The 21310-nt window shown below is 50.7% G+C and carries 26 protein-coding genes and 3 tRNA genes; 8 read left to right on the forward strand and 21 right to left on the reverse strand.

From position 1 onward, the window contains the following. The first annotated feature begins 109 nt into the window (after window positions 1-109). Window positions 110-1531, forward strand: coding sequence for an MFS transporter (locus tag JSN25_RS18485; protein ID WP_204525226.1), 1422 nt, complete (start codon window positions 110-112; stop codon window positions 1529-1531). 33 nt (window positions 1532-1564) lie between these two features. Here JSN25_RS18485 and JSN25_RS18490 read toward each other — a convergent pair whose 3' ends face one another. Beyond that, window positions 1565-2203: an RpiB/LacA/LacB family sugar-phosphate isomerase gene (locus tag JSN25_RS18490; RefSeq protein WP_204525227.1), complete on the reverse strand. Its 639-nt coding sequence runs from the start codon at window positions 2201-2203 to the stop codon at window positions 1565-1567. A 267-nt stretch (window positions 2204-2470) separates the two neighbouring features. On the opposite strand from JSN25_RS18490, the gene JSN25_RS18495 reads away from it, so the two are divergent. Beyond that, complete coding sequence (locus JSN25_RS18495) at window positions 2471-2806, forward strand: YecR-like family lipoprotein (RefSeq protein ID WP_038641508.1); 336 nt, start codon at window positions 2471-2473, stop codon at window positions 2804-2806. A 193-nt stretch (window positions 2807-2999) separates the two neighbouring features. Continuing rightward, window positions 3000-3497 carry a non-heme ferritin gene (gene ftnA / locus JSN25_RS18500; RefSeq protein WP_038641510.1) on the forward strand — a complete coding sequence of 166 codons (498 nt, stop codon included), beginning with the start codon at window positions 3000-3002 and terminating at the stop codon, window positions 3495-3497. A gap of 45 nt (window positions 3498-3542) precedes the next feature. Here ftnA and JSN25_RS18505 read toward each other — a convergent pair whose 3' ends face one another. Beyond that, window positions 3543-3782, reverse strand: coding sequence for a YecH family metal-binding protein (locus JSN25_RS18505; protein WP_038641513.1), 240 nt, complete (start codon window positions 3780-3782; stop codon window positions 3543-3545). 227 nt (window positions 3783-4009) lie between these two features. Between JSN25_RS18505 and tyrP the strand changes: the two genes are divergently transcribed. After that, a complete protein-coding gene (tyrP, locus tag JSN25_RS18510) occupies window positions 4010-5221 on the forward strand; it encodes a tyrosine transporter TyrP (protein ID WP_204525228.1) in 1212 nt (403 codons plus the stop codon). A 27-nt stretch (window positions 5222-5248) separates the two neighbouring features. Here tyrP and JSN25_RS18515 read toward each other — a convergent pair whose 3' ends face one another. The 4 genes from JSN25_RS18515 to JSN25_RS18530 all read right to left on the reverse strand — a co-directional run bounded on the left by JSN25_RS18515 (window position 5249) and on the right by JSN25_RS18530 (window position 7877). Further along, on the reverse strand, window positions 5249-5914 hold the full coding sequence (locus JSN25_RS18515) for a YecA/YgfB family protein (protein WP_038641516.1): 666 nt from the start codon (window positions 5912-5914) through the stop codon (window positions 5249-5251). A gap of 208 nt (window positions 5915-6122) precedes the next feature. Further along, window positions 6123-6404 carry a heavy-metal-associated domain-containing protein gene (locus JSN25_RS18520; RefSeq protein WP_038641518.1) on the reverse strand — a complete coding sequence of 94 codons (282 nt, stop codon included), beginning with the start codon at window positions 6402-6404 and terminating at the stop codon, window positions 6123-6125. After that, the gene (locus JSN25_RS18525) at window positions 6401-6757 is read right to left on the reverse strand and encodes a mercuric transporter MerT family protein (RefSeq protein ID WP_038641520.1); all 357 of its coding nucleotides are present in this window, start codon (window positions 6755-6757) and stop codon (window positions 6401-6403) included. The genes JSN25_RS18520 and JSN25_RS18525 overlap by 4 nt, the downstream gene beginning before the upstream one ends. Then, on the reverse strand, window positions 6735-7877 hold the full coding sequence (locus JSN25_RS18530) for a transglutaminase-like domain-containing protein (RefSeq protein WP_204525229.1): 1143 nt from the start codon (window positions 7875-7877) through the stop codon (window positions 6735-6737). Before JSN25_RS18530 ends, JSN25_RS18525 begins: the two co-directional genes overlap by 23 nt. 328 nt (window positions 7878-8205) lie before the next feature. Here JSN25_RS18530 and JSN25_RS18535 point away from each other — a divergent pair, with 328 nt between their 5' ends. Further along, window positions 8206-9231 carry a patatin-like phospholipase family protein gene (locus JSN25_RS18535; protein ID WP_085048015.1) on the forward strand — a complete coding sequence of 342 codons (1026 nt, stop codon included), beginning with the start codon at window positions 8206-8208 and terminating at the stop codon, window positions 9229-9231. 19 nt (window positions 9232-9250) lie between these two features. On the opposite strand, the gene JSN25_RS18540 is transcribed toward JSN25_RS18535, so the two are convergent. Continuing rightward, window positions 9251-9721, reverse strand: coding sequence for an SRPBCC family protein (locus tag JSN25_RS18540; RefSeq protein ID WP_110497615.1), 471 nt, complete (start codon window positions 9719-9721; stop codon window positions 9251-9253). Window positions 9722-9734: 13 nt separating this feature from the next. Then, window positions 9735-10424, reverse strand: a complete 690-nt coding sequence (locus JSN25_RS18545) for a LolA family protein (RefSeq protein ID WP_204525230.1) — start codon at window positions 10422-10424, stop codon at window positions 9735-9737. 200 nt (window positions 10425-10624) lie between these two features. Between JSN25_RS18545 and JSN25_RS18550 the strand changes: the two genes are divergently transcribed. After that, window positions 10625-10969, forward strand: coding sequence for a hypothetical protein (locus JSN25_RS18550; protein WP_159120908.1), 345 nt, complete (start codon window positions 10625-10627; stop codon window positions 10967-10969). Window positions 10970-11107: 138 nt separating this feature from the next. Here the strand turns inward: JSN25_RS18550 and JSN25_RS18555 are convergent. From JSN25_RS18555 to uvrY, 6 genes are all read right to left on the reverse strand, one after another. Further along, window positions 11108-11194, reverse strand: a tRNA-Leu gene (locus JSN25_RS18555). 12 nt (window positions 11195-11206) lie between these two features. Beyond that, window positions 11207-11280, reverse strand: a tRNA-Cys gene (locus tag JSN25_RS18560). 51 nt (window positions 11281-11331) lie between these two features. Next, window positions 11332-11407: transfer RNA gene (locus tag JSN25_RS18565), tRNA-Gly, on the reverse strand. Window positions 11408-11558: 151 nt separating this feature from the next. After that, window positions 11559-12107, reverse strand: a complete 549-nt coding sequence (pgsA, locus tag JSN25_RS18570; protein WP_038641531.1) for a CDP-diacylglycerol--glycerol-3-phosphate 3-phosphatidyltransferase — start codon at window positions 12105-12107, stop codon at window positions 11559-11561. A gap of 55 nt (window positions 12108-12162) precedes the next feature. Then, complete coding sequence (gene uvrC, locus JSN25_RS18575; RefSeq protein ID WP_137350774.1) at window positions 12163-13995, reverse strand: excinuclease ABC subunit UvrC; 1833 nt, start codon at window positions 13993-13995, stop codon at window positions 12163-12165. Then, complete coding sequence (gene uvrY / locus JSN25_RS18580) at window positions 13992-14648, reverse strand: UvrY/SirA/GacA family response regulator transcription factor (RefSeq protein WP_038641535.1); 657 nt, start codon at window positions 14646-14648, stop codon at window positions 13992-13994. The genes uvrC and uvrY overlap by 4 nt, the downstream gene beginning before the upstream one ends. A gap of 296 nt (window positions 14649-14944) precedes the next feature. Between uvrY and JSN25_RS22580 the strand changes: the two genes are divergently transcribed. Both JSN25_RS22580 and JSN25_RS18585 read left to right on the forward strand, forming a co-directional pair. Next, complete coding sequence (locus tag JSN25_RS22580) at window positions 14945-15088, forward strand: hypothetical protein (protein WP_470261520.1); 144 nt, start codon at window positions 14945-14947, stop codon at window positions 15086-15088. A gap of 19 nt (window positions 15089-15107) precedes the next feature. After that, window positions 15108-15332, forward strand: a complete 225-nt coding sequence (locus JSN25_RS18585; protein WP_006684077.1) for a DUF2594 family protein — start codon at window positions 15108-15110, stop codon at window positions 15330-15332. Window positions 15333-15398: 66 nt separating this feature from the next. On the opposite strand, the gene sdiA is transcribed toward JSN25_RS18585, so the two are convergent. From sdiA to fliA, 7 genes are all read right to left on the reverse strand, one after another. Then, the gene (gene sdiA / locus JSN25_RS18590) at window positions 15399-16121 is read right to left on the reverse strand and encodes a quorum-sensing transcriptional regulator SdiA (RefSeq protein WP_038641538.1); all 723 of its coding nucleotides are present in this window, start codon (window positions 16119-16121) and stop codon (window positions 15399-15401) included. Between the two features lie 231 nt (window positions 16122-16352). Then, on the reverse strand, window positions 16353-17105 hold the full coding sequence (gene tcyN / locus JSN25_RS18595; protein ID WP_137350775.1) for an L-cystine ABC transporter ATP-binding protein TcyN: 753 nt from the start codon (window positions 17103-17105) through the stop codon (window positions 16353-16355). Beyond that, complete coding sequence (tcyL, locus tag JSN25_RS18600; protein ID WP_006684074.1) at window positions 17102-17770, reverse strand: cystine ABC transporter permease; 669 nt, start codon at window positions 17768-17770, stop codon at window positions 17102-17104. Before tcyL ends, tcyN begins: the two co-directional genes overlap by 4 nt. Before the next feature lie 20 nt (window positions 17771-17790). After that, the gene (dcyD, locus tag JSN25_RS18605; protein WP_087856025.1) at window positions 17791-18777 is read right to left on the reverse strand and encodes a D-cysteine desulfhydrase; all 987 of its coding nucleotides are present in this window, start codon (window positions 18775-18777) and stop codon (window positions 17791-17793) included. Window positions 18778-18884: 107 nt separating this feature from the next. Then, entirely contained in the window at window positions 18885-19685 is an 801-nt protein-coding gene (gene tcyJ / locus JSN25_RS18610) for a cystine ABC transporter substrate-binding protein (RefSeq protein ID WP_204525231.1), read from the reverse strand. Between the two features lie 225 nt (window positions 19686-19910). Beyond that, on the reverse strand, window positions 19911-20462 hold the full coding sequence (gene fliZ / locus JSN25_RS18615) for a flagella biosynthesis regulatory protein FliZ (RefSeq protein WP_069323574.1): 552 nt from the start codon (window positions 20460-20462) through the stop codon (window positions 19911-19913). Between the two features lie 56 nt (window positions 20463-20518). Next, complete coding sequence (gene fliA, locus JSN25_RS18620; RefSeq protein WP_038641545.1) at window positions 20519-21238, reverse strand: RNA polymerase sigma factor FliA; 720 nt, start codon at window positions 21236-21238, stop codon at window positions 20519-20521. Window positions 21239-21310: the final 72 nt, after the last annotated feature.

Genomic DNA, 21310 nt, shown 5'->3' on the forward strand with positions numbered 1-21310 from the left:
TCGTCATAGTACCCATTCAGCGATCGAAACGGTAGCGGCGTACGCATAACGGATACGCTGAAAATAAAAAACAGACCCGGTCAGTTTCTTTTGAGATGGCAAGCACAACATGAGTGAACATTTAGCAGTTGAGAATAAACGCGGTCTCTCCCCGGCGGCATTACTTGTAGCCGGCGCTTTCTTTATGGAGTTTATTGACGGTACGGTGATCGCTACCGCCCTGCCCGACATGGCCAAAAGCTTTGGCGTACAGGCGGTTGACCTGAATATTGGTATTAGCGCCTACCTGATCACCCTCGCCGTACTTATCCCCGCCAGCGGCTGGATTGCGGACCGCTTTGGCGCCAGAAAAGTGTTTACCCTCGCACTGGCGATATTTACCCTCGCCTCGGTCTTATGCGGTTTGTCCACCAGTCTTGAAAGCTTTGTCGCCATGCGAATCTTACAGGGCGTGGGCGGCGCATTAATGGTTCCTGTTGGCCGCCTTGCGGTATTACGCACCACGCCTAAACATCAGTTAATCACCGCCATTGCGACTCTGACCTGGCCCGCGTTAGTCGCGCCCATCATCGGTCCTCCGCTTGGCGGATTCATCACCAGCTATGCCAACTGGCGGTGGATCTTCTTCATTAACGTCCCATTGGGAATACTGGCGATAGCGCTGGCGCTACGTTTTATTCCGGATATTCATGACGACGAGCACCGTCCGTTTGATATAGCGGGGTTTGTCGCGACCTCTGTTGCCATGGTAAGTCTGGTGTATGCCATGGAGTTGCTGGGAACCCAGCAGCCGCAGGGTTGGCTAACTGCCGGACTTCTCACGCTGGGAATAGCGACTTTCCTGTTTGCCCTACGCCATTTTCGCCGCGCCGCCTGGCCGATGATTCGTCTTGATGCCATGAGCGTCCCGACTTTTCGCGTCACGATGTATGGCGGATCGCTGTTTCGCGCCTCTATCAGCGCCGTACCATTTCTGCTGCCGTTAATGTTCCAGGTAGGTTTTGGCATGAACGCTTTTCACGCAGGTTCGCTGGTGCTGGCGGTGTTTGTAGGCAATCTGACGATAAAACCTGCCACCACGCCGTTGATACGCTGGCTGGGCTTTAAGAAATTGCTGTTGATCAACGGGGCCCTTAACGTCCTGGCGCTGCTGGCCTGTGCATTGATAACGCCGCAAACGCCCGTATGGGTTATTTTGCTGGTGCTGTATCTGGGCGGTGTGTTCCGTTCAATCCAGTTTACCGGCGTCAGTACGCTTGCGTTTGCGGACGTCCCCGCGTCGCAAATGAGCTACGCCAATACCCTGTTCAGTACGGCAACACAGTTAGCAGTGGGACTGGGAATTTCATTAGCCGCTATTGGGATCCGCATCGGCGCTGAAGTCAGTGAATGGCTGGCGCTGGGCAATATTCCGGGGATCAGCTTCCGCCTGGCCTTTGTGGCTATCGCCATAATTTGTCTGGTCGGTATGGTGGATACGCTGCGGCTTACCCATGATGCCGGAAGTGCGGTGTCAGATAAGAACAGATAGCCCGGCGGGAGAACACCGCCGGGCCAGCAGGATTTAGCCAATAATCTCGCGCACAAACGCTTCGATTGACTTGTCCTGGCAGTTTTCAAAGAAGCACTGCTGGAAGCGTGGACCCGAGACGGCGGTTTTCACCAGTTCAGGATCGATAGCGCGCAGCGTATCCAGATAATTCTCTTTTACCACTGCCGCTTTCACCTGATTCAGAATACCGGCGTTACGCACCTGCGGCTCTTTACGTTCCGGTGGATAACCTTCCCCGGTACGTCCAGTAAACGCTTTTTCAAACATATAGCGCACATTCAGCTCGGCGCCCCAGCCAAAGCCTTTGGCAAAGGCCAGAGAAAGCGCATTCCCATTGTTGATCTGAGAAAACAAGAATGCGTCCGCCGGATCGAGGCAGTAACCGCATACGACTCCCGGATGGATATTCAGTGACATCATTGCGCCCTGACCCGTACCACAGCCGGTGACCACAAAATCCACGGCTTTGGAATTCAGCAGGATGCTGGCCATAATCCCTAAATGAATGTAGGTCAGATGATGGTCATTTTCATTGCTCATGCCGACGTTATAAACGGGAAAACCTTTCTCATCCGCAACGGCTTTAAGCTCGTTATGAATGATGGCGTTTTTGCTTGCCTGGCTGTTTTCCATCATCAATGCAATTTTCATTCTGTCATCTCCTGAATGCGTAGCTTGGACTGCTGAAAGTCATAACATTCAGGCCACATTACTATTTTGCAAACCCACTTTCAAATTTAATGAAATTTTGTTTTATAAAGTAATGAAGGGCTCACATTTTTCCCTCAGCAGCTCAGAATGGCCTCAAGAAAGTAACGTCGTTGCGATTAATCGCAGGTGATCTTCAGGCTATTCAAGCCATTGATACGTCGAAAGGCATGCCATGATAGACTATCTCCGAACTTTCAGAGCGATCTCATGAAGACCTTTATCATTGCCCTTTTGCCGCTCGTGCTGACAGGATGCACTATTACTAAACAGGCGCAGGTGAGCGAAGCCAGCGCCATCACCGGCGTGGTTCGCCTGACTTACAACCAGGCCATGTTGCAAACGGCACGAACCGATGACTACGTAACCCAGGGAACCGCCACCAAAGAGTGCCAGCGTATGGGTTATGCCAGCGCCGTTGCGTTTGGGCAGCCAGTGTCAACCTGTAGCGTATATGCCGGTTCTTTGTGTTTGAACACCAAAATTACGCTCGCCTGGCAGTGTCACGGCGTCGCGGTATCTCCAGCGTCCTCATTCAATTACTAATATTTTCGACCAGCATTTTTTTGCTGGTCATTTGTTACTTCGGTATTTATATCCTCCGCTCAATAGCGTTAATGCGTTTTATTCCCATTCGTATTTTTAATAAATAAATTTATTATTTTACCTTTTGCAAATAATTAAATAACAAATTATAGTGGCGCCACGTAATATATAATAACGTTTGTGGAGCAGAACCATGCTGAAAACAGAAATGATCGACCAACTGAATGAGCAAATGAATCTTGAATTATATTCATCTCTGCTCTACCAACAGATGAGCGCGTGGTGCAGCTATCACAGCTTCGAAGGTGCTGCCGCGTTTCTGCGCCGTCACGCCCAGGAAGAGATGACGCATATGCAGCGTCTGTTCGACTACCTGACTGACACCGGTAGCTTACCGCGTATTAATACCGTCTCTTCCCCCTTCGCTGAATATGCTTCTCTGGACGAACTGTTCCGTGTCACTTACGAACACGAACAGCTGATCACCCGGAAAATTAATGAACTGGCTCACGCGGCAATGACCCACCAGGATTATCCGACGTTTAATTTCCTGCAGTGGTATGTTGCCGAGCAGCATGAAGAAGAGAAATTATTTAAATCTGTTATTGATAAGCTATCGCTGGCAGGAAAAAGCGGTGAAGGTCTTTATTTCATCGACAAAGAGCTGGCTACGCTCGATACGCAGAATTAATTCTGTTGGATAACGGTGGTGAGATGCCACCGTTATTCGATAATCTTAATGGCGGCAGATCTTGCTTTCGTGCGTAGAGAAGCCGTCTTCTTTTGCAATAAACTTCCCCTTCGCCGCTAAAAATGCCACCAGCTCAGCCGCCGTCATTCCTTGCGCAGAACAGGTGTGAAAACGTGCCCGCTCGCCAAAACGAGCCGTAATCGCCGCTTCAAGACTGGCATTTGAATACTGCTCGCCAGATTCAATCATCATGTTGAGCACTTCATGCCCGTGAATAGATTCCATACTACCTCCTCAATAAAGGGCATAGCCTAATGTGAAGCGCAGGGCGCTGCTTTGCGCTAACACAGGTTTACCAGCAGATAAATGTCATTTCCCATACATCTTAAAATCACCCAATAATCGTAAAGATTAATGTACATGCATTGTAACGGTGATTTGACGAAAATAATGTTTTGCCTTAACCTGCGCCGCAGATATAACCGTTGATTATCTCTGGGACAGAGGAAAGCGTGAAAAACAGAACCCTGGGTAGTATTTTTATCGTGGCGGGAACCACGATTGGTGCCGGTATGTTGGCAATGCCGCTGGCTGCGGCAGGCGTGGGGTTTAGCGTCACGCTGGTATTGTTAGTCAGTCTGTGGGCGTTAATGTGCTACACCGCGCTGTTGCTGCTTGAAGTGTATCAACACGTACCGGCTGACACCGGGCTGGGTACCCTGGCGAAACGTTATCTTGGCCGTTACGGACAATGGGTAACGGGTTTTAGCATGATGTTTTTAATGTACGCGCTGACGGCGGCGTATATCAGTGGCGCAGGTGAACTGCTGGCCTCCAGCATCAGCGACTGGACCGGGACAGCTATCTCGCCATCAACAGGTGTACTGCTGTTCACCTTTGTTGCCGGTGGTGTGGTTTGCGTTGGGACGTCGCTGGTCGATCTGTTCAACCGTCTGTTGTTCAGTGCCAAGATAATTTTCCTGGTGGCGATGCTGGCCCTGTTAATGCCGCATATCCATAAAGTGAATCTGCTTACGCTGCCGCTTCAGCAAGGGCTGGCGCTGTCCGCGATCCCGGTTATCTTCACGTCGTTCGGTTTTCACGGCAGCGTTCCGAGTATCGTCAGCTATATGAACGGTAACATCCGTAAACTGCGCTGGGTATTTATTACCGGTAGCGCCATTCCTCTGATCGCCTATATTTTCTGGCAACTGGCAACGCTGGGCAGCATTAACTCGTCCACGTTCATGGGGCTGTTAGCCAACCACGCTGGTTTAAACGGATTGCTACAGGCATTACGTGAAGTCGTGGCATCGCCGCACGTTGAACTGGCGGTACATTTGTTTGCCGATCTCGCACTGGCGACCTCTTTCCTCGGTGTCGCGCTGGGGCTGTTTGACTATCTGGCAGACCTTTTCCAGCGCCGAAATACCGTAGCAGGAAGGATGCAAACCGGCGTGGTGACGTTCATGCCGCCGCTGGCATTCGCGCTGTTCTATCCACGTGGTTTCGTGATGGCGCTGGGATATGCGGGCGTTGCCCTCGCGGTACTGGCGCTACTGATCCCCGCCATGCTGGCATGGCAAAGCAGAAAACATAACCCGCAGGCTAACTACCGCGTGGCGGGTGGCGCACCGGCGCTGGCGTTGGTGTTTATGTGCGGCATTGTGGTGATAGCGGTACAGTTTTCCATTGCAGCAGGGTTACTGCCTGAAGTGGGTTAAACAAAAGGGGCTTTACGCCCCTTTCTGTTAATGCAGACAGCACTGCTTGTATTTTTTCCCACTGCCGCACGGGCACGGGTCGTTACGTCCTACCTTGGCATCCACTTTTACCGGCACCTTCACCGGCGTTTCCTGCGGATGCGCCATCCACCAGGCATGCAGATCCAACGCCGCCAGACGGATAGCGTCCACGCTTTCCTCAAACTCTTCTGGCGTCAGTTTCTCAACCACCGCGAAGTTTTCTTCTGTACCGTGCAGCGCAATAGCCTCGAGCGCCGGTTTCAACGTATCCGGTAATGTGGACCAGTCCGACAACGCGACGCCGCGCATATAACCAAAGCACCACTCTTCTACGATGGTCAGTTCATGCTCGTCAATTTCACGCAGACCAAACAGCGGCTCAAACTGCTCAGGGTATTCATCCAGACGATCGGCCGTATCCGCCATGTGCTGAAACGCCAGGTTCATGAAGCGCGTCATTTCTTTTTCGGAGGACCAGCGAGGGACATACTGCGCACCACCCCAAATTGCGACCAGCCACTGCTCCGGTTCAATTTCATACGGTGAACTGAGCACCGCCGTCAGCAAACCATCCAGTTCTGACACATCCAGAATAGCCTTGTCCGTATTGTACTTAGTCAGTACATCATCCAGCCATTCCAGTTCGCTCTCGTTTAATGGTCCCGTTTTCATAACGCTTTTCCTTAGTCAAAAATTCTCGCCTGTAATCATCCTACATGGCTGGAGGGATAACAGATACAAATGGGCGTGTGCGGCTTACAACTGCCGCCAGTTCAGGTTAACAGGAAACGAGGGGAATTCCGGTAGTTAACGCACAAAAGAGAACACCAGGCCGCCGGGCATCATACCGGGAAAACAGAACAAAACCACCCGTAGGTGGTTATTGTTGCTCAATACGGTTAAGCGTCGCGCTATACCCGGTTTTTGCTACCGCTTTAAGCAAAGTCTCGGTAGGAAAACCTTCAGGCACGATCGCTTCTGCCTGCCTTGTCTTGAGTGAGGATTTGGCCTTAATGACGCCATCGGTTTCGCGTAATGCCTGATTGACCGAAATTACGCATAACGAGCAGGTCATATTTTGTATATCCAGCACCACTTTTTGATTGGCCGCCTGAACCCACAACGGCAATAATAAGCCTGCAACTAACGTGAAAATCTTCATTCAAACACCTCATAAAACCAGGCAACCAGCGTTGGGTAAAATAACACCGGCAAAATCAACGCCAGCGCACACCAGTAGAGAACGCGCGCTTGTTTCAGGGTTAGCCAGCCAGAACACCACAACCGTTTGGAAAAATAGAGTCGCCAGAAAACACGCAGTAATAATCCCAATGACAGCAGCATCAAAGGAATTCGTAAAAACTCAAACCGGGTTAAAACAGCAAAGCTCGCCGCTGAAATACCAAATAACAGATATAACAGCGGCCCAACGCAGCATAAGCCGGCAGTGACGGCAGCCGCCGCGGCCGTCAGCAGGGTCAGTCCCGCGCCTTTAGCGTTGTTCTGTCGCGACATAGCGGTAGGAGAACACTTTAGGATCGTAGAAATTGATCGGGTCGCCATCGACTTCTGCGTAAGGATAACCAAAGTTGTTCATGGCGCCCTGCTCTGTCGCCGGATACAACTCGAAATCACGTCCGTAGTTGAATCCTACCCAGTTCATTTCCCAGTTACCAAACAGGTAAGCGTTGACGGCCTGGACATCGGCGTCCTGATGCGATTTTTTCTCAGTCAGACGCATTTTGGTCACGTCAGCGGGATCGCACGGTAACCAACCGTAACCTGCCAGATAGAATTCGGCGCGACAGTGCTGTCCACCGCTGACATCGGCAACGCCTGCGCTATCGGCCTTGCCAAAGGCGCTTGTCGAGTAGCGCTCGAGCTTATTGGCTTTGCCCAGACGGATGCCAAACAGTTCACGCGCCGGAATACCGCTGGCCCTTGCCAAAGCAACAAAAACGGAGCTCATATCGGTACATTTTCCCTTGAGCTTGCCGCTTTTTAAGATCTCCGCCACATCACCGGTACCGCAGCCAATAACGTCATTATCTCGTTCCATATGGCTACTCACCCAGTCGTAAATGAGACGCGCTTTTTTCAGCGGATCTTGCTCATTACCGGTAATTTTGCGCGCGGTTTCCAGAACCAGCCCATCAACAGGCGTATGTGCCGTCGGTAACAAGTAGGGTTTTACATCCAGCGGATAAATAATCTGCTCCGGTACTTGCCAGGTTTTTAGCGCATCCTGCTTCAACGGCTCCCAGTCGGCGGTTTCAATGTCGATATCAACGTTAATCAACAATTCGCTCTGGGAGTCTGGCCAGGTGGCGAACAGCGTCTTCGCGCCATAGGCATTGTTGGTGGTGACATACGCCTGATGATAGTTACCGCTAAAGGCAAGGGCTGTCATTTGTTGAAACGCGGTATCTACAGGTAGCGGGATCCAGAGTTTCACCACACCGCGCGATCCCTCAGGAGGGTTGAGTTTATACGTTTGTGATAAGACAAAGCGTCGACGCGCGACAGGCGCGACTGTTGGCTCCGCGGCATGTACCGTCTGGCTAAGAACCGTAGGCCCGACTAAACCGGCGGCGGAAAGGAGAACGCTATTTTTGAGAAATTGTCGACGTTGCATTGCTGTCTGTCCATGTTGTAAGAGTTGAGCTACGGCCCGTTGGGAAACCGGCGATCATCACAGCAGACAGACGCTGACTTAAAAAGGCGAGTCGATGGAGATTATTCATCAATAACAGACCTGTTAACTGTGAATGAAATGAGAGACTACAAGGTCGCTATTAAGCCATTTACAGGCAAAAAAGTACAGTAGCAAGCGGATATCAATCTGCCAGATCACCCTGTCGCATGAAGCAAACGCAGCAGAAATCCGGCCTATATTTAAATGCATGCAATAGTAGAAATAACCCAATCCATAATCCCGTTTCATATTCTGGGAGGAAGTAAAAATGGCAATGAGAATACTGTCTATTGATGGCGGCGGGATCAGAGGCATCCTGCCGGGTATGCTACTTGTGGCACTGGAGAAGAAATTGCAGGATATATCAGAAAATCCTGCCGCCAGAATTGCGGATTACTTCGATCTGGTTGCCGGTACCAGTACCGGGGCCATTCTGTGTTCTGCTTATGTTTGCCCTGACACAAAAGGAAAACCAAAGTTCTCCGCTCAGGAAGCCGTCAATTTCTACCTTCAGGATGGGGATGAAATTTTTGATGTCGGTGTCTGGAAAACAATCAGTTCACTGGGTGGCGCTACCGATGAGAAATATTCTGCAAAGGAGCTGGAGCGAGTATTAAAAATGGCATTCGGTGAAACAAAACTCAGTGAATTATTAAGACCAACCTGCTTTGTTTCTTATGACGTGAGCAGTCGTCTTCCTGTCATTTTCAAACAACATTCAGCCCTCGCCAAAAATCGGGACTTCCTGGTCAGGGACGCTTTACGGGGTACCTCTGCGGCTCCCACCTATTTCGAAGCAGCGCGTATTTATTCATTGCCCCCTGTTCCCGAAAAATTTGTCCTGGTTGATGGCGGTGTGGTAGCAAACGACCCCGCGCTCTGTGCCTATTCCGAAGCGATTAAATTCAGTAATGTCGCTGGCATTAAGGATATGATTATTGTCTCACTGGGAACCGGCAAGAAATTGCAGGGGTATTCCTATTCCGAAGTTAAGGACTGGGGCCCCTTTGGCTGGGCAAAACCGGCTATTGATATCGCGCTTGAGGGGGGGCCGCAGATGACCGCGTATTATCTGCAACAAATTGCCTCAACGGTAAAAAATTCTAAATACTACAGAATACAGCCTGAACTATACGGCGCCGATCCAACGCTGGATAACGCATCGCGTGAAAACTTAGAACTTCTGCGCCAGGCAGGTCTACAAAATGCCGCCGTGTATGATAAGACATTGACTGAGATCGCTAAGTTATTAATCAATAGTGGAGGCAATTTTAAATATCAGGACGCTCATTAATCCCCAACGCTGACTGAACTCAAAATATATGCACCTTCGTTGCCAGTTTACGGGCTAACCCTCTTGCCCCCTCACGCATGACCGTATTGTGATTCCAGCGAAATACGGGTGCCGCCAGCGGGGCAAGATAATTCATCCAACGGATAGTGGTTCGGACATTCCAGTCATATTTGACAATAGTCTCTTTGCCACTCGCAGTAAAAGACCACACACCTCGCCCTTCTACCGCCCCGCTGGCTTGTCCTTCAAGCATAGAGCAAGGGAGAATATTCAATACGTTGATATCAAAGGTTAAACGATAAGGAAGCGCCCCTTTCCAGGTATAACGATGTAGCGCGCCAATGCCCTGTAAATCCCCCTTCTTGATCTCCACAATTCTTTCCAGACTTCCCCACCATTCCGGCCACTGGTCCGGATGGGAAAAAATATCCCATACCTCCTGGATTGAAGCCTCAACCCGCCAGATCGTGGAAAACTGATACTCAGCCATAGTACGGGCTCCCTCAAGGCGTGAAGAAATTAGCGGGAAAACGGATGTTGATAACCATAGCTTCCAGAAGAACGGTTTCTAATCGCCGCCCATCTGGGGCATAGCCGATCACTTTGGCAGGGAATCCGTGATAATTATCCAGCCAGACGTCGTAGCGGTGAACGCCATCCACTGTCATTATTCCTGGCCCAACCACAGACACATGCGTCGTCTCCCGCCCCGCTAGACGCTCCTGAGCAACAACCGTCGTTGTTCCCTCGCGCTGCAGATGGCGAATATTGCCTAACAACACGCCGATATCAGAACGATCCACCCGATGACCGCGCTCATCCTGGATCAATGAATTGGTCGGCGACAGGTGCAAAATGGGCAACGACCCCACACCAAATGGCCATAATGTCACTTTACCGGTGACGGGATTAAAGATGAGCACCGCGCCTGAATGCGGCTGGGTAAAATCCATTCGTACGTAGCCGGGTTTCTGATAGCTGTAGCGAATGATTTTATTCTCATCCTGCGCAGATGAAGATCGCAGCATGACCTGATAAGAGCTCATGTTGTTAAATGACTGCAGCGAAAATGCAACAGGATCCGTGGCTCTGGCTCGCGGTGATAATCCCCCTCTTTCTTCCACCGACCATACTGAGCAACTAAAGACAAGCAATGCGGTGAACGTAACTAGCGGAAAAAATGAGACGCTCATGGCCGCCCCCTGTATCTGTACTATCTGCCAACAGGAGTCATCGCCTGTCGACTGTTATTATAGTTCTTAACCGCGTGGCGCTACTCTCCCGGCTTCTCAGACGCAGTAGGAACAGTTGGTTAAATTGTTGGTTTTCTTTTCAGTTGAGATGACAACATCAAGCTATACTTTAATAGCCACACTCTTAACAGGTATTAATCATGAAACTGCCATCGGTATTTTCATGCGCCGTTCTCATCTTATTGCTGCTGGCGTCATCATCTGCCGCAGCCAGCGCGTTACAAAACCAGGCCGCGAGTGAGCAAGCGTTAAGCGCGGCACTCCGTGCCGGTAATGGCATCATCATCATTGGTGGTACAGATGATTTCGCTTTCACGTTCAGGGCACCAAACCGAATCCACAGACATTTAGCGATTCAGGATAGCTTTGGCGATCCCACCATGATAAATGGTTTCCAGGACCTCAACGATAATCCTGCCCGAAATGGGTTTATCAACAACCCTGCCCGAGGACGATTTATGCTTAACGCACCGATTCGTCGATAGAGTGATTATCTATTGCAAATGTTTGAAGGGCATTTTACGTATCAGGCAGGATAAAACGACGAATTACAGGCACAAAAAAACCACCCGTAGGTGGTTTCACGACACTGCTTATTGCTTTGATTATTCTRTTCTTTCCCATGGTACCCGGAGTGGGACTTGAACCCACACAGCGCGAACGCCGAGGGATTTTAAATCCCTTGTGTCTACCGATTCCACCATCCGGGCTCGGGAAGAAATTGGAGGCGCGTTCCGGAGTCGAACCGGACTAGACGGATTTGCAATCCGCTACATAACCGCTTTGCTAACGCGCCGAAATCTTCTGGCTTTTCAGCCGACATCCGCTATTGCCGATGCCTTTAATTTGGAGCGGGAAACGAGACTCGAACTCGCGACCCCGACCTTGGCAAGGTCGTGCTCTACCAACTGAGCTATTCCCGCATCACCAAGTAACTTTGTTAATCACTTGATTTTGTTATCGTCTGGCAATCAGTGCTGCCGTTCGATGCGTTGCATTCTACTTACCTGACGCAATGAGTCAACGATATTTTTCACCACTGACGATCGTTTGCTGAAATTTGCGCCGAAACGATCACTGTTCAAGCAAATCTCCCCATGCAGCGCTCAAATACTGGAACATTGACCACAAAGTCAGTACCGCAGCGACGAAGAAAAGTGCGATCCCGGCATACTCTACCCAAATATTTGGACGCCACAGCAACCACGCCAATGCGGCCATCTGCGAAGTGGTTTTCACTTTACCGATCCAGGACACTGCCACACTGCTGCGTTTACCCAGTTCTGCCATCCATTCACGTAGCGCAGAGATGATAATTTCACGCGCGATCATCGTGGCGGCAGGAAGCGTCACCCACCAGCTGTGATAGTGCTCCGTCACCAGCACCATCGCGATAGCAACCAGCACTTTATCGGCAACGGGGTCGAGGAAGGCGCCAAAACGCGTGCTTTGGTTCCAGCGACGCGCCAGATAGCCATCAAACCAGTCGGTGACCGCCGCAATACAGAAGATCAGCGCACAAACAAAGGGAGCCCAGGTGAATGGCAGATAAAACGCCAATACAAAGAATGGGATCAGGATGACGCGAAACAGCGTGAGCAACGTAGGGATATTAAATTGCATATGACGGATAACTATCTGTTGTCAGTGAAATTACCCCTATGTTGCTACAGAGGGCCTAATGTTTCAACGAGTAGAAGATCTTTTCTGCCAGAGCTTGCGAAATACCCGGCACTTTTGCAATTTCTTCAATACTTGCGTTACGAAGACCTTGCAAACCGCCCATATATTTCAACAACATCTGCCGACGCTTAGGCCCAACGCCTTCAATGGTCTCAAGCGTGCTGGTACTTTTCACCTTCGCGCGTTTTTTCCGGTGTCCGCTGATCGCATGATCGTGAGATTCATCGCGGATATGCTGTATCACATGCAATGCGGGCGAATCCGGCGGCAGGCTAAAGCCCTCTCCTTCCGGCTCAAAGAATAGCGTTTCCAGACCCGCTTTACGATCGGCCCCTTTCGCCACCCCCAGCAAAAGTGGGTGCTGTTTATCCCAGGGAACATCCAGCTCAGCAAAAACGGCTTTCGCCTGTCCCAACTGACCTTTACCGCCATCGATCAATATGACGTCCGGAACCTTACTTTCTTCTATCGCCTTACCGTAACGCCGACGCAGAACCTGATTCATCGCCGCATAATCGTCGCCCGGCGTAATGCCGGTGATGTTATAACGACGATACTCTGCGCGCAGTGGGCCATTGGCATCAAAAACCACGCAGGAGGCGACCGTCTGCTCGCCCATCGTATGGCTGATGTCAAAACATTCCATGCGTTTTACAGCGGGTAACTTCAATACCGATGCCAGCGCCGTCAGTCGCTGAGTAATGGTCGACTGCTGAGAAAGCCTGGTGGTTAACGCTACTGCCGCGTTGGTACGCGCCAGCTTCAGATAACGCGCACGATCTCCGCGCGGTTTCGTCTGAACATTAATCTTCCGCCCGGCCAGGTCAGACAATGAATCCGCCAGCAGAGTTTTATCGCTAAGATTAAAATCGAGCAGGATCTCGCCGGGTAAGGTACGCATCTGACTTCCCTGCAAATAAAACTGCCCGACAAAGGTTTCCACCACCTCGCCGAGTTCTGTTCCATTCGGTACTTTCGGGAAATAGCTGCGACTGCCCAACACTTTACCCTGACGAATGAACAGTACGTGCACACAAGCCATGCCAGCGTCAAACGCCACCCCGATAACGTCCAGATCGTCTCCGGAATTCGAGACAAACTGTTTTTCGGTGACGCGACGTACAGCCTGAATTTGGTCACGAATACGCGCGGCCTCTTCAAATTCGAGATTTTGGCTGGCCTTTTCCATCCGGGCGATCAGTTGGGTTAATACCTGATCGTCTTTCCCGGACAAGAATAAACGGACGTACTCGACCTGCTGTGCATACTCTTCCTCACTCACCAGGCCCGCCACACAGGGACCGAGGCAACGGCCAATCTGATATTGCAGGCAAGGTCGCGAGCGATTGCGATACACGCTGTTTTCGCACTGGCGGATGGGAAAAATTTTCTGCAGCAGCGCCAGCGTTTCTCGTACGGCATAGCCGTTGGGGAACGGTCCAAAGTACTCGCCTTTGGCATGCTTGGCCCCACGATGCATCGCCAGGCGTGGATGAGTATCGCCGCTGAGGAAAATAAAAGGATACGATTTATCATCGCGCAGCAATACGTTATAGCGCGGCTGATACAGCTTGATGTAGTTGTGTTCAAGCAATAACGCTTCGGTTTCGGTGTGTGTCACCGTGACATCAATCTGCTGGATTTGCGCGACCAACGCTTCGGTCTTACGCGACGCGAGATTATTACGGAAGTAACTGGAAAGCCTTTTTTTCAGGTCTTTCGCTTTCCCGACATAGATAACCGTCCCGGCGGTATCATACATACGATAAACACCGGGCTGACTGGTTACGCTCTTCAGGAACGCTTTGGCATCAAACTGATCGGTCACTGGCTTGTTAATGTCTCCGCATTACACAGGCCATGGCGAATTGCCAGGTGAGTCAACTCGACATCGCCGTGAATGTTTAATTTACTGAACATTCGATAGCGATAGCTGTTCACCGTTTTAGGACTAAGATTCAGTTGTTCTGAAATCTCATTGACCTTCTGACCTTTGGTGATCATCAGCATAATCTGCAACTCGCGTTCAGACAAACTGGCAAACGGGGTTTCCGTTTTCTCAGGTTCAATCTGGCTGAGCGCCATCTGCTGAGCGATATCGGAGGCAATATAACGTTGCCCGGAATAAACCGAACGAATGGCACTCACAACTTCCTGGGGGGCGGCTCCTTTGCTGAGATACCCCGCGGCACCTGCCTGCATGACCTTTGCAGGTAACGGGTTCTCGGTATGTACCGTCAGCATAATCACTTTAATGTCTGCCGTTGAACGCGCAATTTTGCGGGTTGCTTCGAGACCGCCAATACCGGGCATATTCATATCCATCAGCACAACGTCCACGGTATTTGAGCGGCACCATTTCACCGCATCTTCACCGCAGCACGCTTCGCCGACAACTTTTATGCCTTTTATATCTTCCAGAATGCGTCGTATCCCTGCGCGCACCAGTTCGTGGTCATCAACAAGAAAAACGTTGATCAAAGGAATATCTCCAGAATAGGGATAACGCTACCGATAGTTAATCGGTCCTATGTTAACGGGTTTTATCTCAACTTTGAAATGTAAAAAACGTCCGACTTTCGATTTTGCTCTCGTTTTTGGAAATTAGATTGTACGGCGGGTGGAAAATTTCAGGCCTCATAGCCTGCTGCCACGGTTATATCTGCATAGCTGTTTCAGAATAGTGACAAAAAATTCATATTCCTGCGCTGAATGCAAAACAGGCAGCCAAAGTTGTAACAATAATTAACGAGTAAAATACTCGAAATAAACAACAAGTGGAGAAAATATATGCACTGCAACATGTTGTTTATTTTAATGTCCATCCCTTTAGCTTGCACAAAAAACAACCACTGATATTTTTAGCCTCGCTTATGGTATACTCCGCCGCCTTAAGATCTGACATCGCACTTTTTCATTGAAACATAACGAGGAAAATAAATGAGTACGCCTGACTTTTCCACTGCTGAGAATAACCAGGAACTGGCCAATGAAGTCACCTGTCTGAAAGCCCTGTTAACACTGATGCTGCAGGCAATGGGTCAAGCCGATGCTGGACGCGTGATTCTTAAAATGGAAAAACAGATCGCGCTGATTGAAGATCAATCACAGGCTGCGGTATTTTCCAGCACTGTTAAGCAAATTAAACAGGCCTACCGCCAGTAACAAGAAACCGGCTGACAGCATTGCTATCAGCCGGTTTTGCGTCTGACACTCAGAACGATAATTTATTCAGATAAGCCCGGTCGCAGCGGCGTAACACGCTATCTGCGTTTTGTTTGGCGCATTGAATTTCTTTTGCATATTCTTCTGGTGAAAGTTGACGGTATTTTCAGAAATCGACAGTATTATCGCTATCTCCGAAGACGTTTTCCCCTCTGCGGTCCACTTCAATATTTCTTTTTCCCGCTTGCTAAAACGCATCTCTGGCACCATGACCATGTCATCTTCCAGCCGCGTCAGCACCGACAGGCTTTCCCGCACCAGAAGCTGCATTCTGAGTTCCACTTCATCATTCGCAAAACGACTATTTTGGACACTTGCTCGCGATACCGATAAAAATCCCAACGCCCGATTCGGCAACATTAAACATTGCGTCATCCCTTTGCGTAAACCGTGATTGCGTGCGGCGTCCCACAGGGGTTGCGCATCACGAAACAAGCTATCGTCCCAAGGTAAATGCCCCTGGCTGAAGTTTTCAGGCTTCAGCACCGGATCAATCGCGAAATAATTCTCGGACTGATAATGTGCCACCCACGCTTTGGGATAGGTCGTATGAAGTGACGTTTTAGGACGGGTAAAGGGTACGGGATGACGAACACAGAGTGCGTAGAAATCGAACTCTAAATGCTGCGTCTGTTGTTGTAACTCATTATAGACATCCTCTGCCGTCGCCATTTCCTGAAAGCGTAACAGCATGCTCCGTCGCCAGGTAAAGAAATCATGATCCTGCATACTAAGTGGTAATGCCCCTGCGATTGATAATCATCCAAACATATGAAACAAGCTAACACATAAATGTATTTTATATATGCAAATTATCGGACAAATGAAAAATTACTTGAGCGTGACTCAATCGCCAGAGTAAGCAACAGAATCAAGCATTAATAATAAAGCAATATTTATAAATAGTTATGCGCACAGCACTCACCATAAAACAATGCCGGTGAGTGCTGCTTGTACTATTTATTGCATGAGGAATTTTTCGAGAAACTGACGGGTTCGCGGCTGTTGCGGATGCGTAAATAAAGATTTAGCGGGTCCCTGCTCCACTATCCGTCCTTGATCCATAAATATCGCCCGGTCAGCCACATCACGCGCAAAGCTCATTTCATGCGTCACAATCACCATGGTGCGTTTTTCCTGCGCCAACTGGCGAATGGTATTAAGCACCTCGCCAACCAGTTCAGGGTCAAGCGCTGAGGTGGGTTCATCGAATAAAATAACCTCTGGTCGCATCGCCAGCGCCCGGGCAATCGCCACGCGCTGCTGCTGCCCACCGGACAGGCGGCGCGGATAGCTGGTTTCTTTTCCCGCCAGCCCGACTTTTGCCAGCAGTTCGCGCGCACGGACTGTCGCTTCGGCTTTAGGTTCGCCTTTGACAATCACCGGACCTTCAATAATGTTTTCCAGCACCGTTCGATGGGGAAACAAATTAAAGTTCTGGAACACAAAGCCTACGTGCTGGCGCAACTGGCGAATCAGTCCTTTCTGCTGAGTTAACGACCGCGCGGTATCAATGGTTATCTCACCCACTTTAATGGTGCCCGCCTCCGGTTGCTCCAGCAAATTAATGCTCCTCAGCAGCGTGGTTTTGCCCGAACCGCTCGGTCCGATAATCGCCACAACTTCACCGGGTTTGACGTCGAGATCGATCCCATGCAGCACCGTTTGCCCATGGAATTTTTTGACCAGGTTTCTGACTTCAATAGCACTCATTTCGGCTCTTTCTCCTGGCGGTTCAGTTGTTCTTCAAAATAGTTCTGCAGCGCAGAAAGCACTGTCGCCATTACCCAATAAATCAAGGAGGCCGCCAGATACATAGTGAACACTTCCAGCGTACGCGAGGTAATCAGCTGCGCCTGACGGAACAGTTCAGGAACCTGAATAGTCGCGGCCAGCGAAGTGTCCTTCACCAGGCTGATAAAGCTGTTGCTCAGCGGCGGCAGCGCAACGCGTGCCGCCTGCGGCAGGATCGCCCGGCGCATGGTCTGCCAGCGCGTCATGCCAATACTGGCCCCCGCCTCCCACTGCCCTTTGTCGATGGAAGAGATTGCCGCCCGCAGCGTTTCCGCCGCGTAGGCCGCCGTATTCAGCGACAAACCAATCATCGCCGCCGGGATGGGATCCAGCTCAATACCAAACTGCGGCAGACCGTAATAGATCATAAAAAGTTGGGCGATCAACGGCGTTCCGCGAAAGACAGAGATATAAAAGCGCGCCAGCCAACGTACAGGTAATAGCGGCGACAGACGCATTAGCGCCAGGATAAACCCCAGCACGAGGCCAAAGAACATCCCGCCGATACTCAGTTGCAGCGTAAAAACCGCGCCTTTAAGCAGATACGGTAGGGAATCGATCACCAGTTGGATACTTTCTTGCATTACGTTTTTCTACCTGATTGTTACACGTGAGGATGGTAGGCAAACAATGCAGGCGCCCCACCGGTATGGATAAAGAGAATTGGCCCTTCATCTTTAAAGCGTTTCTGGCTGATGCCGTCAATCAGACCCGCCATCGCCTTGCCGGTATAGACCGGATCCAACAAGATGCCTTCCAGCCGCGCCAGCAGTTTTACCGCTTCCATGCCCTCTTCGTTTGGCGTACCGTAGCCCGGCGCATAATAATCATCCCATAGCAGGATATCCGCTGAGGCCGTCAGTTCCAGTTCACGGGCAATGTCCTGCTGTAGCGTAACAACTTTGGGCTTTTGATCGGCCACGCTGCGCGAAACGGTCACGCCAATCAGCTCAACGTGTGGCATCAACTGTTCCAGCCCAACGGCCAGTCCGGCATGCGTACCCGCGCTGCCCGACGCCACGACCACGGAAGACAGCTCTACGGCCCCTTCACACTGTTGCGCAATTTCCAGCGCGCTTTCCACATAGCCCAGCGCGCCCAGAGCATTGGAACCCCCAACCGGGATCACGTACGGACGGAAACCTTGCGCTTCAATCCGCGTCGCCAGTTCCTGAAGTTGCGCATTCGGATCGGTCAACGCATCGCACATTTCAATCTGGGTATTAAACAGGTCCAGCAGCAGACGGTTGCCGTTGCTGAGATAGTTTTCCGCCGTGGTGCCAATCGGGTTTTCCAGCAGCGCCACGCAGTGCAGGCCAAGTTTAGCCGCTACCGCCGCCGTCTGGCGCACATGGTTAGACTGGATAGCGCCCGCGGTTATCAACGTATCGGCCCCTTCACGCAGCGCATCCGCCGCCAGAAACTCCAGCTTACGCAGTTTATTGCCGCCCATGGCCATCGGCGTAACGTCATCGCGTTTGATGAAAATATCGCGCCCAAGATAGTCGGAGAAGCGTGGAAGATATTCGAGCGGTGTTGGCGCGCCAATAAATTCCAGACGTGGAAAGCGCGTTAAGTTATGCAGCGGCATACAGCCTCCGGTATTTGTTGTTGTGATGTTCTTTTTATTATGCACGTTCAGGCGCAATGAAATAAAAAAAGGCGCTGTTAAAGGCGCCTTTTTTCATCGGATGACGATTATTTCGTCACATCCGCTCCAAACCATTTTTCAGACAGCGCTTTCAGCGTACCGTCTTTTTGCATTTCGGCAATGGCGGCATCAACCGCTTTCAGCAGATCTTCATTGCCCTTGCGCAGCGCCACACCAGATTCCTGGCGGGAGAAAGCCTCACCGGTGACGGCCAGCGTATCTTTGGTTTTCTTCACCAGATCCAGCGCTGCCAGACGGTCAACCAGAATCGCGTCGATACGGCCTACACGCAGATCCTGATATTTGGTCGGGTCATCATCATAGGTACGAATATCCACGCCCTGCACGTTCTGGCGCAGCCACTCTTCATAGTTGGTGCCCAGACCCACGCCGACTTTTTTACCTTTCAGATCGGCAGCGGTCTTGATAACGCCTTCATTGCCTTTCTTCACCAGCGCCTGGATACCAGAGACCGTATACGGGGTAGAGAAATCGTATTTTTTCTTCCGTTCGTCAGAGATGGTCACCTGGTTGATAACCACGTCAATGCGTTTGGAATCAAGCGAGGCCAGCATGCCGTCCCACTTGGTCGGCTTCAACGTGGCTTTCACCCCCAGGTGCGTTGCCAGTGCTTCGGCGAACTCCACTTCGAAACCCGTCAGCTTGCCGTCATCGCCCTGAAAACTAAATGGGGGATAGGTCCCTTCCAGGCCCACCAGCAGCGTACCGCGCTCTTTAACTTTATTTAACAGACCTTCATCTGCATAAGTCTTTACGCTCATTCCGGCGACAAGTGCAACAGCCATTACACCCATCAGAGCCTGACGTCCCAGAAGTGCTAATTTCATAGTTACCCCGAATATTGTCATTAGTGACTGCTATTTATACACAAAATCATTCGAGTTGCATCAAGGCGGCAAGCGAGTAAGTCCCCAGGAGCTTACTAAAGTAAGTGACTGGGGCGAGGGAGTGCAGCCAACGCAGAGACAGCTTGAAGGATGACGTGTATATGACCGTAGTGTAGAGCGTTTGTCGTGATTCACAAACACCACTCCGTTACACCTTATTCGTTTTTAATATATATCAGAACTGGCTGTCCAGGAGGATTTCTGCATATGCCCCATATGCGTATGGGCTTTAAACTGCTCGTACTTACGCAATGCGATGCGATAATTGTTGGTGCTGGTTTCCGGCAGCCACGGGGCAAGGTTTTCGTCGAGAAACCCTTCCTGCAGCAATTCGTGAGAGATATTTTGTTCGGTCAGATGATTGCCAAGGCGGCGCAGGCGGACAACGTATTCACGTACCGTGCCGTGGCTCATTTCGGTCTGCTCAAATAAAAATTGTTTAAATCCGATGATGTCAAAAAAGTCGCTCTGCTCTTTGCAATGCAAATCACCGCAAAAACGACACAGCGCCACCCACTCTTTTTTCTCCTGTTCCCACTCAGCTTCATCCAGCAACGTGTCCAGGCGGGCGATGGCGATTTTATTAACAATTTGTCCACGGCGAACCAGCGTGATCCTGTCGAGTAACTTCAGGCAATGGGCGCAATGCGTCTGGCTGTGTTTGAAATCTTTGAGGTAGCGGCTTAGAGGCCGTCTTTTTGATTGCTGCACCGTCATGAGAACTCCTGGTAGTCAATTCGTAATGCGGCATTGTTCAGGGGTAATGATTACCCCTATAGCTTACCCAGCTTGGTGCGTAGACGTTTGATAGCCTGGCTGTGCAACTGGCTGACCCGCGACTCCCCGACTTCCAGTACCGCGCCGATCTCTTTCAGATTCAGCTCTTCCTGGTAGTACAGCGTTAACACCAGCTTTTCGCGCTCCGGCAACGCCTCGATCGCCTCCATCACGCGCTGGCGGAGGTTACCCTCAAGTAGCTGTTGTAACGGGTTTTCCTGCTGATGTTCTTCCGTCACCAGCTCAATACTATCGCCATGCTCTTCCCGCCACTCGTCATAGGAGAAGAGTTGGCTGTTATTGGTATCAAGCAACATCTGACGATACTCTTGCACAGGAATAGCCAGACGCTCCGCCACTTCGGTTTCCGTCGCGTTACGCCCTAACTCCTGCTCCAGTTGTCCCATCGCCTGTGCCACTTCGCGAGCATTGCGCCGAACGCTACGCGGCACCCAATCCCGGCTACGTAGTTCGTCCAGCATCGCTCCACGAATACGCTGCACTGCGTAAGTGGTAAATGCCGTTCCTTGCAAAGCGTCATATCGGTCAACTGCATTCAATAACCCGATGCCGCCCGCTTGTAGCAGGTCATCCAGTTCTACGCTCGCCGGCAAACGCACCTGAAGGCGCAATGCTTCGTGACGCACCAACGGTACATAACGCTGCCACAGCGAGTGTTTATCCATTACACCTTCAGCGGTATACAGTGAATTCACGATAAACAGCCCTGCGTTAAATGAGTTATCGGCATGATTATCCGTTTCTGCAGGGGGTTCTATCGGGGGAAT

Source organism: Citrobacter cronae, assembly GCF_016893685.1.
Taxonomy (GTDB): Bacteria; Pseudomonadota; Gammaproteobacteria; order Enterobacterales; family Enterobacteriaceae; genus Citrobacter; species Citrobacter werkmanii.

What these genes read in the sequence shown, in the direction of transcription:
- JSN25_RS18495 (WP_038641508.1), top strand. Translation starts at nt 2,471, where the DNA reads ATGAAGACCTTTATCATTGCCCTTTTGCCGCTCGTGCTGACAGGATGC.
- tcyL (WP_006684074.1), bottom strand. Translation starts at nt 17,770, where the DNA reads ATGCAAGAAAGTATCCAACTGGTGATCGATTCCCTACCGTATCTGCTT.
- dcyD (WP_087856025.1), bottom strand. Translation starts at nt 18,777, where the DNA reads ATGCCGCTGCATAACTTAACGCGCTTTCCACGTCTGGAATTTATTGGC.
- pgsA (WP_038641531.1), bottom strand. Translation starts at nt 12,107, where the DNA reads ATGCAATTTAATATCCCTACGTTGCTCACGCTGTTTCGCGTCATCCTG.
- JSN25_RS18515 (WP_038641516.1), bottom strand. Translation starts at nt 5,914, where the DNA reads ATGAAAACGGGACCATTAAACGAGAGCGAACTGGAATGGCTGGATGAT.
- JSN25_RS18525 (WP_038641520.1), bottom strand. Translation starts at nt 6,757, where the DNA reads ATGTCGCGACAGAACAACGCTAAAGGCGCGGGACTGACCCTGCTGACG.
- sdiA (WP_038641538.1), bottom strand. Translation starts at nt 16,121, where the DNA reads ATGCAGGATCATGATTTCTTTACCTGGCGACGGAGCATGCTGTTACGC.
- JSN25_RS18540 (WP_110497615.1), bottom strand. Translation starts at nt 9,721, where the DNA reads ATGGCTGAGTATCAGTTTTCCACGATCTGGCGGGTTGAGGCTTCAATC.
- JSN25_RS18505 (WP_038641513.1), bottom strand. Translation starts at nt 3,782, where the DNA reads ATGGAATCTATTCACGGGCATGAAGTGCTCAACATGATGATTGAATCT.
- tcyN (WP_137350775.1), bottom strand. Translation starts at nt 17,105, where the DNA reads ATGAGTGCTATTGAAGTCAGAAACCTGGTCAAAAAATTCCATGGGCAA.
- tcyJ (WP_204525231.1), bottom strand. Translation starts at nt 19,685, where the DNA reads ATGAAATTAGCACTTCTGGGACGTCAGGCTCTGATGGGTGTAATGGCT.
- JSN25_RS18545 (WP_204525230.1), bottom strand. Translation starts at nt 10,424, where the DNA reads ATGAGCGTCTCATTTTTTCCGCTAGTTACGTTCACCGCATTGCTTGTC.
- JSN25_RS18520 (WP_038641518.1), bottom strand. Translation starts at nt 6,404, where the DNA reads ATGAAGATTTTCACGTTAGTTGCAGGCTTATTATTGCCGTTGTGGGTT.
- fliZ (WP_069323574.1), bottom strand. Translation starts at nt 20,462, where the DNA reads ATGACGGTGCAGCAATCAAAAAGACGGCCTCTAAGCCGCTACCTCAAA.
- ftnA (WP_038641510.1), top strand. Translation starts at nt 3,000, where the DNA reads ATGCTGAAAACAGAAATGATCGACCAACTGAATGAGCAAATGAATCTT.
- JSN25_RS18490 (WP_204525227.1), bottom strand. Translation starts at nt 2,203, where the DNA reads ATGAAAATTGCATTGATGATGGAAAACAGCCAGGCAAGCAAAAACGCC.
- JSN25_RS18585 (WP_006684077.1), top strand. Translation starts at nt 15,108, where the DNA reads ATGAGTACGCCTGACTTTTCCACTGCTGAGAATAACCAGGAACTGGCC.
- JSN25_RS18550 (WP_159120908.1), top strand. Translation starts at nt 10,625, where the DNA reads ATGAAACTGCCATCGGTATTTTCATGCGCCGTTCTCATCTTATTGCTG.
- JSN25_RS18535 (WP_085048015.1), top strand. Translation starts at nt 8,206, where the DNA reads ATGGCAATGAGAATACTGTCTATTGATGGCGGCGGGATCAGAGGCATC.
- JSN25_RS18530 (WP_204525229.1), bottom strand. Translation starts at nt 7,877, where the DNA reads ATGCAACGTCGACAATTTCTCAAAAATAGCGTTCTCCTTTCCGCCGCC.
- JSN25_RS18485 (WP_204525226.1), top strand. Translation starts at nt 110, where the DNA reads ATGAGTGAACATTTAGCAGTTGAGAATAAACGCGGTCTCTCCCCGGCG.